This window comes from Lelliottia nimipressuralis (genome assembly GCF_004115925.1).
GTDB lineage: Bacteria > Pseudomonadota > Gammaproteobacteria > Enterobacterales > Enterobacteriaceae > Enterobacter > Enterobacter nimipressuralis.
Genome location: NZ_SDDX01000019.1, coordinates 40459 through 52078 on the forward strand (window position 1 = coordinate 40459; position 11620 = coordinate 52078).

Genomic DNA, 11620 nt, shown 5'->3' on the forward strand with positions numbered 1-11620 from the left:
ACCACCGCTCTCAACGGAGCGGTGGTTTTCTTTTATCAGGAGCTAAAATGAATTCCACCATCTTGCTGGCGCTTGCTCTGGTTTTGGTGCTCGAAGGCCTTGGCCCGATGCTTTATCCGCGCGCCTGGCGTCGAATGATCGCCACCATGACCCAACTGCCGGATAATATTTTACGTCGTTTTGGCGGGGGTCTTGTGGTTGCAGGAGTGGTGATCTACTACATGTTGAGGAAAACGATTGGCTGATCAAAAAGTGGTCGGATTTGCATTATATTGAGGGCAAAAAGTGCTGTAACTCTGAAAAAGCGGTGGTAGAATCCATTTTTAAGCAATCGGTGATTTTGAAAAATGGGTAACAACGTTGTCGTACTGGGCACCCAATGGGGTGACGAAGGTAAAGGGAAGATTGTCGATCTTCTGACTGAACGTGCTAAATATGTTGTACGCTATCAGGGTGGTCACAACGCAGGCCATACTCTCGTAATCAACGGTGAAAAAACCGTCCTCCATCTTATTCCATCAGGCATTCTTCGTGAAAATGTGACCAGCATCATCGGTAACGGTGTTGTGCTGTCTCCTGCTGCGCTGATGAAAGAGATGAAAGGCCTGGAAGACCGTGGTATCCCGGTTCGTGAGCGTCTGCTGCTCTCCGAAGCCTGCCCGCTGATCCTCGACTATCACGTCGCACTGGACGTGGCGCGCGAAAAAGCACGTGGCGCGAAAGCTATCGGCACCACCGGCCGTGGTATCGGCCCTGCTTACGAAGATAAAGTTGCTCGTCGCGGTCTGCGCGTTGGCGACCTGTTCGACAAAGCCACCTTCGCTGAAAAACTGAAAGAAGTGATGGAATATCACAACTTCCAGCTGGTGAACTTCTACAAAGTAGACGCCGTTGACTACCAGAAAGTGCTGGATGATGTCATGGCGGTTGCTGACATCCTGACCGGTATGGTTGTGGATGTGTCTGACCTGCTGGACCAGGCGCGCAAACGTGGCGATTTCGTCATGTTCGAAGGCGCGCAGGGTACGCTGCTGGATATCGACCACGGTACCTATCCGTACGTGACCTCCTCTAACACCACCGCGGGTGGCGTGGCGACTGGCTCCGGTCTGGGTCCACGTTATGTGGATTACGTGCTGGGTATCATCAAAGCTTACTCCACTCGCGTTGGTGCAGGTCCGTTCCCGACTGAGCTGTTTGATGACATCGGCGAGTTCCTGTGCAAGCAAGGTAACGAGTTTGGCGCGACCACCGGTCGTCGTCGTCGTACCGGCTGGCTGGATGCGGTTGCAGTGCGTCGTGCAGTGCAGATCAACTCCCTGTCTGGCTTCTGCCTGACCAAGCTGGACGTGCTGGACGGCCTGAAAGAAGTGAAAATCTGCGTGGGCTACCGTATGCCAGATGGCCGCGAAGTGACCACCACTCCGCTGGCCGCTGACGACTGGGAAGGTATCGAGCCGATTTACGAAACCATGCCAGGCTGGTCCGAAACCACCTTTGGTGTGAAAGAGCGTAGCGGTCTGCCGAAAGCCGCGCTGGACTACATCAAGCGTATTGAAGAACTGACCGAAGTGCCGATCGATATTATCTCTACCGGCCCTGACCGTACCGAAACGATGATTCTGCGCGACCCGTTCGACGCATAAACCTCGTTCTGCCTGGCGGCGCTATGCTTGCCAGGCCTACAAAACGCTTCTTAAGCCGGATAAGCAACGCGTATCCGGCTTTTTAGTTCCTCTTTCCCCCTTTCAGTCAAATAAATTAGCCGCTAAGTATCTGGCTGGTTTATCATCAATAGTGAATATCTCTGCGGTTAGACCGCGTTTTTCCCTTTTCCTGAGGTTGATGTGCAGTTAACGAGTTTCACCGATTACGGCTTACGTGCGCTGATTTACATGGCGTCGTTGCCACAAGGACAGATGACCAGTATCTCTGAGGTGACAGAGGTGTACGGCGTGTCCCGTAATCATATGGTCAAAATAATCAATCAACTTAGCCGTGCGGGATACGTAACTGCCGTCCGCGGGAAAAACGGGGGGATTCGTCTCGGAAAACCTGCGCAGAGTATTCGTGTTGGAGATGTGGTACGTGAACTGGAGCCATTAACTCTGGTGAACTGCAGCAGCGACTTCTGCCACATCACCCCCGCTTGCCGCCTGAAAAAGGCGCTTTCTACGGCTGTGCAAAGTTTTCTCAAGGAACTGGATAACTACACGCTGGCCGATTTGGTTGAAGAGAATCAACCGCTATATAAATTATTGCTGGTGGAATGAAGAAAATTTCCACCGGAGCTGACAACGGAGGAACCGACATGTCACATGATCCTTTCCAGGAACGCGAAGCAGAAAAGTACGCGAATCCTATCCCAAGCCGCGAGTTCATCATCGAACACTTAACAAAACGCGAAAAGCCCGCCAATCGTGAAGAACTTGCCGTTGAATTAAACATTGAAGGCGAAGAGCAAATTGAAGCCCTTCGTCGCCGCCTGCGCGCCATGGAGCGTGATGGCCAGCTGGTCTTTACGCGTCGCCAGTGCTACGCGCTGCCGGAACGTCTCGACCTGCTCAAAGGCACCGTCATCGGCCATCGCGATGGTTTCGGCTTCCTGCGCGTCGAAGGCCGCAAAGACGACCTGTATCTGTCCTCTGAACAGATGAAAATGTGCATCCACGGCGATCAGATTCTGGCGCAGCCTTTAGGGGCTGACCGCAAGGGCCGCCGCGAAGCACGCGTCGTTCGCGTGCTGGTACCCAAAACCAGCCAGATCGTCGGGCGTTACTTCACCGATGCAGGCGTGGGCTTTGTAGTGCCAGACGACAGCCGTCTGAGCTTCGACATCCTGATCCCGCCGGAAGAGGTGATGGGCGCACGCATGGGCTTTGTGGTGGTGGTCGAACTCACCCAGCGTCCAACGCGCCGCACCAAAGCGATTGGTAAGATCGTGGAAGTGCTCGGCGATAACATGGGCACCAGCATGGCCGTAGATATGGCGCTGCGTACGCATGAAATCCCTTACGTCTGGCCGGCTGCGGTTGAAAATCAGGTCAAAGATCTGAAAGAGCAGGTCCCGGAAGAGGCCAAAATTGGCCGCGTGGATCTGCGCGATCTGCCGCTGGTGACCATTGATGGCGAAGACGCCCGCGACTTCGATGACGCCGTCTTCTGCGAGAAAAAACGCGGCGGCGGCTGGCGTTTGTGGGTGGCGATTGCTGACGTCAGCTATTACGTCCGCCCCAACACCCCGCTGGACAGCGAAGCCCGCAGCCGTGGTACATCCGTGTACTTCCCGTCGCAGGTCGTGCCAATGCTGCCGGAAGTGCTCTCCAACGGGCTGTGCTCCCTGAACCCGCAGGTTGATCGTCTGTGTATGGTCTGTGAAATGACCATCTCCACCAAAGGGCGCTTAACCGGCTATAAATTCTATGAAGCGGTGATGAGCTCGCACGCGCGCCTGACATACACCAAAGTCTGGCACATGCTGCAGGGCGACCAGGAACTGCGCGAGCAATATGCGCCGCTGGTCAAACACATCGAAGAGCTGCACAACCTCTACAAAGTGCTGGATCAGGCGCGCGAAGAGCGCGGCGGGATCTCCTTTGAGAGCGAAGAGGCGAAGTTTATCTTCAACGCTGAACGTCGTATCGAGCGTATCGAGCAGACGCAGCGTAACGATGCCCACAAACTGATTGAAGAGTGCATGATCCTGGCAAACATCTCGGCGGCGCGTTTCGTTGAGAAAGCCAAAGAGCCTGCGCTGTTCCGTATTCACGATAAACCGACCACCGAAGCGATTACCGCGTTCCGTTCGGTGCTGGCGGAGCTGGGCCTGGAGCTGCCGGGTGGCAGTAAACCAGAGCCACGCGATTACGCTGAGCTGCTGGAGTCCATCAGCGATCGTCCGGATGCGGAAATGCTGCAAACCATGCTGCTGCGCTCCATGAAACAGGCGATTTACGATCCGGAAAACCGCGGTCACTTCGGCCTGGCGCTGCAGTCTTATGCGCACTTTACCTCGCCGATTCGTCGTTACCCGGATCTGTCGCTGCACCGCGCCATTAAATATCTGCTGGCGCAAGAGCAGGGGCATAAGGGCAACACCACCGAAACGGGCGGCTACCACTATTCCATGGAAGAGATGCTCCAGCTTGGCCAGCACTGTTCCATGGCCGAACGTCGCGCCGACGAAGCAACGCGTGATGTGGCGGACTGGCTGAAGTGTGACTTCATGCTGGATCAGGTGGGCAATGTCTTTAAAGGCGTTATCGCCAGCGTCACCGGCTTTGGCTTCTTTGTGCGTCTCGACGAGCTGTTTATCGACGGCCTGGTCCACGTCTCCTCGCTGGATAACGATTACTACCGCTACGATCAGGTTGGTCAACGCCTGACGGGTGAATCCGGTGGCCAGACTTACCGTCTGGGCGATCGCGTGGAAGTGAAGGTGGAAGCCGTTAACATGGACGAACGTAAGATTGATTTCAGTCTGATCTCAAGCGAACGTGCTCCGCGTAACGTCGGTAAAACCGAGCGCGAAAAAGCGAAAAAAGGGTCGAACGGTAAAACCGGCGGCAGACGTCGTCAGGCGGGCAAAAAGGTGAACTTCGAGCCGGATGCCGCGTTCCGTGGTGATAAAGGCAAAGCAGCGCCAAAACCACCCAAAGCGAAGAAAGAGAAAGGCGCGAAAAAACCATCCGCTAAGACCCAGAAAATAGCGGCCGCGACCAAAGCGAAGCGTGCTGCGAAGAAAAAAGTGGCGGAGTAACACTCCCTCACCCTTTGTCGGCCGGGCAAGCGTAGAATTGCCCGGCAAAAGCAATTAATGAGAACCATCAATGAGTGAAATGATTTACGGCATCCATGCGGTGCAGGCCCTGCTGGAGCGCGCTCCGGAGCGTTTTCAGGAAGTGTATATTCTGAAAGGCCGCGAGGATAAACGTCTGCTGCCGCTGATCCATGCGCTGGAAGCCCAGGGCGTGGTGATTCAACTGGCGAGCCGCCAGTTCCTCGACGAAAAAAGCGAGGGTGCCGTTCACCAGGGCATTATCGCGCGTGCGAAACCGGGCCGTCAGTATCAGGAAAACGATCTGCCGGATCTGATCGCCCAGCTCGATAACCCGTTCTTCCTGATCCTCGACGGCGTGACCGATCCGCACAACCTCGGCGCATGCCTGCGTAGTGCAGATGCGGCAGGCGTACATGCGGTGATTGTACCGCGCGATCGTTCTGCGCAGCTCAATGCTACGGCGAAGAAAGTCGCCTGTGGCGCGGCAGAAAACGTGCCGTTGATCCGCGTGACCAACCTGGCGCGCACCATGCGTCAGCTGCAGGAAGAGAACATCTGGATTGTCGGCACCGCTGGCGAAGCAGACCATACCCTTTATCAGAGCAAAATGACCGGCCGCATGGCGCTGGTGATGGGTGCTGAAGGGGAAGGGATGCGCCGTCTGACGCGCGAGCATTGCGACGAGCTGATCAGCATTCCGATGGCGGGCAGCGTCTCGTCTCTGAACGTGTCTGTGGCAACGGGTATTTGCCTGTTCGAAGCGGTGCGTCAGCGCGGGTGATTTTTTGTGCCCGGTAGCGCTTCGCTTACCGGGTCTACAAAAACGTCCAGGCCGGGTCAGGCGAAGCTGCCACCCGGCCGAAAACTACTCTTCTAAAGACCGCAAATGGTCATCTTTATTCAGCGTCATCAGCGCGACAATGCTCACCACCGCCGTCGCCATCACGTAATACGCTGGAATATCCAGATTCCCCGTCTGCTTGATCAACCCGGTGATAATCAACCCCGCGCAGCCAGAAAAAATGGCGTTAGACAGTGAATAGGCCAGACCCAGCCCGGTATAGCGCACGCGCGTCGGGAACATCTCCGACAGCATCGCAGGCCCTGGCCCCGCGAGCATCCCCACCAGACCGCCCGCAATTAACACCACCATCGCTTTCACCGCCAGGGTGCTGGATTCTGCCTGCAAAATTTTCAGCAGCGGCAGGGCGAGGATCAGCAGCAGCGCGGTCGCCATCACCATCACCGTGCGTCGCCCGATGCGGTCACTGAGGATTCCTGACGGGATAATCGTCAGCGCAAATCCGATATTCGAAATCACCGCAATCAGCAGCGCCTGGTTAAAGCCCGTATGCAATGCGGATTGCAGATAGGTCGGCATGATCACCAGATAGGTATACCCGGCGGCTGACCAGACCATCACACGGCCAATCCCCATCACAATTGCTTTCAGCGTGGCAGCGGTGTGCGCTTCGGCGACCACCGGTTTTTCCTTCTGATGCACAAAACTCGGCGTCTCTTCCATGCTGACGCGCAGCCATAGAGCGACCACGCCCATCGGCAGCGCGAGGAAGAACGGAATACGCCAGCCCCAGTCATGCAGCGCGTCCGGCGTCATCACGACCGAAAGCAGTGCGACGATGCCAGCGCCTGCCAGCAACCCAAGTGCCACGGTAAAGGATTGCCACGCGCCGTAAAGCCCCCGTTTGCCGCGCGGGGCGAATTCGGTCATCAGCGACACGGCACCGCCGTACTCGCCGCCCGCAAACAGGCCCTGTAAAATGCGCAGCCCGGTAATGATCAGCGGTGCGGCAATGCCGATGCTGGCGTAAACCGGCACCATGCCGATAGCGGCCGTCGCGAGCGTCATCAGCACCAGCACGATAATCAGCGTCGGCTTACGGCCAATGCGGTCGCCGATGCGGCCAAAAACGACTGCGCCCAGCGGGCGGAAGAAGAACGCGATCGCAAATGAGGCGTAGGTGAGGATCAGGCTGGTCATCCCCGCTTCACCTTCCAGCTGGAAGAAGTTCTTCGCAATGACGGTCGCCATAAAACCGTACACCGCGAATTCATACCATTCGATGAAGTTGCCAATCGAACCTGCAATTAAAGCGCGCTTGTGCGCATCCGGCGCACGTTGGGAAGATTGCATAATGATTCTCTCTCGGAAGATGAGAATAAATTATTCAACAGAATGGCCGACGTGAAATAGTTTATTCTTATATTGTGTGACCTGTTTCACGAACGATTTCAATCAGATCGTCGCCTTGTGACCCGACTCCCATGCAGCCGTTGTGCAGTCTGTCCATACTTACCTTCATTGCCATTGAAGGAGGGAGACATATGCACTGGCAGACACACACGGTTTTCAATCAGCCTGTACCCCTGTCGAACAGCAATCTTTTTCTGTCCGATTGCGCGCTGCGTGAGGCGGTGGCACGCGAAGGGGCGGAATGGGATAGCGAATTTCTCGCCAGCATCGGCCAGCAGCTCGGAACGGCGGAGTCGCTGGAGCTGGGCCGCCTCGCAAACGCCAATCCGCCGGAACTGTTACGTTACGATCCGCGCGGGGAGCGGCTGGACGATGTGCGCTTCCATCCGGCGTGGCATCTGCTGATGCAGGGGCTATGCGCTAATCGGGTCCACAATCTGGCGTGGGAGGAGGAGGTGCGTAAAGGGGCGTTTGTCGCCCGCGCCGCGCGGTTTGTGCTCCACGCGCAGGTTGAGGCCGGAACGCTTTGCCCCATCACCATGACCTTCGCCGCCACGCCGTTACTCCAGCAATCCCTTCCCAAACCCTTCCACGACTGGCTCTCGCCGCTGTTGAGCGATCGCTACGATCCGCATCTGGCGTCCGGCGCGCAAAAGCGTGGGCTGCTTATCGGTATGGGAATGACCGAAAAGCAGGGCGGGTCCGATGTGCTGAGCAACACCACGCGGGCAGAGAAGTGCAGCGACGGTAGCTATCGGCTGATAGGACATAAATGGTTTTTCTCTGTGCCACAAAGCGATGCCCATCTGGTGCTGGCTCAGGCTCACGGTGGGCTGTCGTGCTTTTTCGTTCCGCGCATTCTGCCTGACGGGCAGCGCAACGCCGTCCGGCTGGAACGCCTGAAAGACAAGCTCGGTAACCGGTCGAACGCCAGCAGTGAGGTCGAGTTTATGAACGCCTCCGGTTGGCTATTAGGCGAAGAGGGCGAGGGTGTGCGCCAGATCCTGAAGATGGGCGGCCTGACGCGCTTTGACTGTGCGCTGGGCAGCCACGGACTGATGCGCCGCGCGCTCTCGGTCGCGTTGTATCATGCCCATCAGCGACAGACGTTTGGCAAAAACCTTATCGACCAGCCACTGATGCGCGATGTGCTGAGCCGGATGGCGCTCCAGCTCGAAGGGCAAACGGCGCTGCTTTTCCGCCTGGCGCGCGCCTGGGATCGTCGGGAAGATCCGCAAGAATCTGCATGGGCGCGGCTCTTTACGCCCGCAGCGAAATTCAGCGTGTGCAAAGGCGGAATTCCCTTTGTCGCCGAGGCGATGGAAGTGCTGGGCGGTGCCGGGTATTGCGAAGAGAGCGAATTGCCGCGCCTGTACCGCGAAATGCCGGTGAACAGCATCTGGGAGGGGTCGGGCAACATCATGTGCCTGGATGTACTGCGGGTTCTGACGAAACATTCGGGCATTGTTAATGTGCTGCACGAAGACTTCGCGCAGGTGAAAGGTCAGGATCGTCATTTTGATCGTGGCTGGCGGCAGCTGCAGCAAAAACTGCGTAAACCGCAGGAGGCTCAGGGCCGGGAAATTACCCAGCAGCTCTTTTTACTGGGGGCCGGGGCGCAGATGTTGCGACATGCCTCGCCGCCGGTGGCGCAAGCCTGGTGTCGCATGATGCTGGATCCCCGCGGCGGCTCGCTGCTGAGCGAACAGGTGCAAAACGACCTGCTGCTGCGCGCCACGGGGCGAGTCGGTTAACCCTTCATGCGGAACAGGCTCACCAGCTCGGTCAGGTGTGAACCTTTCTCGCGCAGCGTGTGTGCGGTTTGCTCGCTGCGCGATACGCGGTCGGCGTTAATATGTGTTGCTTCGCCGATGTGGGTCATCGCCAGATTGACCTGACGGATCCCCGCCGACTGCTCGTGCGAGGCGTGGTTAATCTCCGTGACCAGCTGGTTGATGTTATCGATATGCACGATGATCGAGTCCATCGCCTGCCGGGTTTGCTCGGACAGCTGGTGGCCCTCGCTTACCTTTTTCAGCGTGTCGCCGATAAGCTGCTCGATCTCTTTAACGGCGTTTGCACTGCGCGCGGCCAGCGCCCGGACCTCCTGCGCCACCACCGCAAAACCTTTGCCGTGTTCACCGGCGCGCGCGGCTTCTACTGCAGCGTTCAGCGCCAGAATATTGGTCTGGAACGCGATGGACTCAATCACGCGGGTGATATCTTCGATACGTTTCGATGCGTCGCGAATATCATCCATGGTGGCGACAGCGTTACCGACCGTTTCCCCGCCGTGATGGACAGCGCGCGATGTTTCCCGTACCAGCTGCTGCGTTTGTTCCATGTTCGCCGCATTTTGCTGCACGGTGGCCGCCAGTTGCTCCATGCTCGCGGAGGTTTCTTCAACGCTGCTGGCCTGTTTGTTGATCTGCCCGGAGATTTCGCCCGCATCGGCTGCCAGTGCGTTGGTGCCAAGGTGAATCTCACCTGCGGCTTCGCGCACCTGGTGCACGATTTGCTGAAGCCCGCCGCCGATGCCGTTAATCGCGCCGATCAGTTGCCCTACTTCATCCTGACGGCTGACGGGCAGTTCGGCGCGCAGATCGCCTGCGGCGTACTGGCGGGCAAGGTGAATCACATCGCGCAGAGGGCGGGTTAACCAGCGGCGAATGATAATGACAAACGCGGCAGCGAACAGCGCCGAGAGCACGACGCCTGCCAGCAGGAAGCGGTCACGTAAGGCGTTGACGTTCGCCAGCAGTACGGATTTATCCACTTCACCGACAATCGTCCAGTTCCAGCCCGGCAGCGGCGTATAGGCCATTTTCAGCGTGCGGCCATCGTCGCTGATGCGCTCGACGGTGCCCTCTTTTCCGCTCAGCAGTTGCTGCTGGAGTACGCTATCCCATTTTGGCAGTTGGCCCTCTTCGATGGCGTGGAACAGATACTGCCCGCGTGTTTTGCCGTTGCTGCGATCCAGGACGTAAAAGTGACCGCTGTCGCCCAGGCGGCGATTAAGAATTTTATCGCGCATCACATTCCAGGAATGGCTGATATCTACGCCGACAAACACGATTGCAATCACCTGACCGCTCGCATCTTTAACCGGCTGGTACTGCGTGATGTAGCGCTTGCCAAACAGCAGGGCCAGGCCGCGATAGACGTCGCCTTTGGTGACGGCGTTGAAGGCGGCGCTGGAGTTGTCCAGCACGGTACCGATCGCACGTTCACCGTTCTCTTTGCGCAGGGAGGTTGCTACGCGTACAAAGTCGTTGCCGCTGCGGACAAACAAGGTTGAGATCGCGCCGGTACGACTCATAAAGTCGTCGGAGAAGCTGTTGTTTTCATGCAGTTCGGTATCGCCGCCTTTCAGCAAGGGGGCGTTCTGGCCATTGATGGCGCGTAGCTGACCGGGATCGATGCTGAGCGGCTGGGGCAGAAAGGTGCCGAAGAGTTTAGTGTAACTCTCAACTTCTTCACTCAGGCTGGTATTAAACATCTGCACCATATCCACGATGCCGGTGGACTGGTTATGAAGATCTTCCACTGCCAGTGCTTCCAGCTGTTGGCTGGCTTTATGGCTCAGAAGAAAAGTGAACAGCAGAAAGAGCGTTGCGACACTCACGCCGGTAAGTAACGATAGCTTTGCGCCAAGGCCTGAACGGCGGAAAAAGTTGATCATAAATTGCTCATTGTTGAAAAGGTATGGCAGTTCAACGGCAGAGCGGAGCTAACATTTATCAACTTTATGTAACAGAATGTTACATCGATGTCTCTGTTTGGTAGCGTTAAAGATAATAGATTGGTAAAAATACAAAAGCCACTAAAATTAAGTGGCTTTTATCGGGCTGTGTCAGGCGTAAAGAATGGCTTGTACTCGCCACTGGTCGGCGTATCGGTCTTCCTGCATCTGGACAATGCGATACCACGAAGCACCCTGCTCATCCGCTTTAAATGCAATCACACGTTCCACGTCTTGCGGGCTCCCTGAAATGTTATTCACGGAGATAAGGCCAATTTCATTTAAGCCTGTGACACAATCAGCGCTGGCAAATTCGGCTGACTGCGCGGTTGTGCTCATCAGCCCCGCTGAGAGCAGCAGTGAGGTCAAAGCAAGAGATCGTTTCATTGTCAGCTCCATTTCACATGTCTCCGGTATCCGCCGGGCAATCCTTCGCAAATAAACTCACTTCCATTGTCACAGGCATGGAGTTTATTGTGGACAGGAAAACGTCTATGGACGCAAAGCAGTGTAAATGTCGTTTAAATCCTGACAGTTATTTGCGATACAAAATGGCTTGCGAGTACCACTGTCCGGTAATAATGGTTTCATCCACCATAATAATGACGTAGTAATCTGCTTTTGCGGCGATAGCTTTCGCTTTTATTGCATCCTCCGCATCCGCCGGTGAGCCACGAACCAGCACACTGACGGTACCCATACGTTGTAATCCTTCGGTCTGATTACGACGAATTTCCTGAGGATAACTGGTGGCGGCCGGGGCGGGCTGTGGTGTTCCTTCCAGCACGCTACAGCTTGTTAACAGCAGCACCAGCAATAAAGCAGCGAACCTGCGCATAACCATATCTCGTTTCCTGATAGCCATAGTGTAGATGTCTGCGAA

At 56.3% G+C, this 11620-nt stretch carries 10 protein-coding genes; 6 read left to right on the top strand and 4 right to left on the bottom strand.

The genetic code is table 11. The features are described from left to right. The first annotated feature begins 47 nt into the window (after positions 1–47). From ETG88_RS14965 to rlmB, 5 genes are all read left to right on the top strand, one after another. Positions 48–245: a DUF2065 domain-containing protein gene (locus ETG88_RS14965; RefSeq protein ID WP_095280484.1), complete on the top strand. Its 198-nt coding sequence runs from the start codon at positions 48–50 to the stop codon at positions 243–245. Positions 246–347: 102 nt separating this feature from the next. Continuing rightward, the gene (locus ETG88_RS14970; RefSeq protein ID WP_100777893.1) at positions 348–1646 is read left to right on the top strand and encodes an adenylosuccinate synthase; all 1299 of its coding nucleotides are present in this window, start codon (positions 348–350) and stop codon (positions 1644–1646) included. A gap of 201 nt (positions 1647–1847) precedes the next feature. Next, entirely contained in the window at positions 1848–2273 is a 426-nt protein-coding gene (gene nsrR, locus ETG88_RS14975; protein WP_100777892.1) for a nitric oxide-sensing transcriptional repressor NsrR, read from the top strand. A 38-nt stretch (positions 2274–2311) separates the two neighbouring features. Further along, a complete protein-coding gene (gene rnr, locus ETG88_RS14980; protein ID WP_100777891.1) occupies positions 2312–4759 on the top strand; it encodes a ribonuclease R in 2448 nt (815 codons plus the stop codon). Positions 4760–4829: 70 nt separating this feature from the next. Beyond that, positions 4830–5561 (top strand): 23S rRNA (guanosine(2251)-2'-O)-methyltransferase RlmB, encoded by a 732-nt coding sequence (gene rlmB / locus ETG88_RS14985; RefSeq protein ID WP_095280487.1) that lies wholly within the window; start codon positions 4830–4832, stop codon positions 5559–5561. A gap of 84 nt (positions 5562–5645) precedes the next feature. Here the strand turns inward: rlmB and ETG88_RS14990 are convergent, their stop codons facing one another. Next, on the bottom strand, positions 5646–6935 hold the full coding sequence (locus tag ETG88_RS14990; protein ID WP_129035679.1) for an MFS transporter: 1290 nt from the start codon (positions 6933–6935) through the stop codon (positions 5646–5648). Positions 6936–7126: 191 nt separating this feature from the next. Here ETG88_RS14990 and ETG88_RS14995 point away from each other — a divergent pair, with 191 nt between their 5' ends. Then, positions 7127–8749, top strand: a complete 1623-nt coding sequence (locus ETG88_RS14995; protein WP_129035680.1) for an isovaleryl-CoA dehydrogenase — start codon at positions 7127–7129, stop codon at positions 8747–8749. Here the strand turns inward: ETG88_RS14995 and ETG88_RS15000 are convergent. The 3 genes from ETG88_RS15000 to bsmA all read right to left on the bottom strand — a co-directional run bounded on the left by ETG88_RS15000 (position 8746) and on the right by bsmA (position 11602). Next, the gene (locus ETG88_RS15000; RefSeq protein ID WP_129035681.1) at positions 8746–10677 is read right to left on the bottom strand and encodes a methyl-accepting chemotaxis protein; all 1932 of its coding nucleotides are present in this window, start codon (positions 10675–10677) and stop codon (positions 8746–8748) included. The genes ETG88_RS14995 and ETG88_RS15000 overlap by 4 nt on opposite strands. A 171-nt stretch (positions 10678–10848) precedes the next feature. Continuing rightward, positions 10849–11136 carry a DUF1471 family protease activator YjfN gene (gene yjfN, locus ETG88_RS15005; RefSeq protein ID WP_100777887.1) on the bottom strand — a complete coding sequence of 96 codons (288 nt, stop codon included), beginning with the start codon at positions 11134–11136 and terminating at the stop codon, positions 10849–10851. Positions 11137–11272: 136 nt separating this feature from the next. Beyond that, positions 11273–11602, bottom strand: a complete 330-nt coding sequence (gene bsmA / locus ETG88_RS15010) for a biofilm peroxide resistance protein BsmA (protein ID WP_129035682.1) — start codon at positions 11600–11602, stop codon at positions 11273–11275. Positions 11603–11620: the final 18 nt, after the last annotated feature.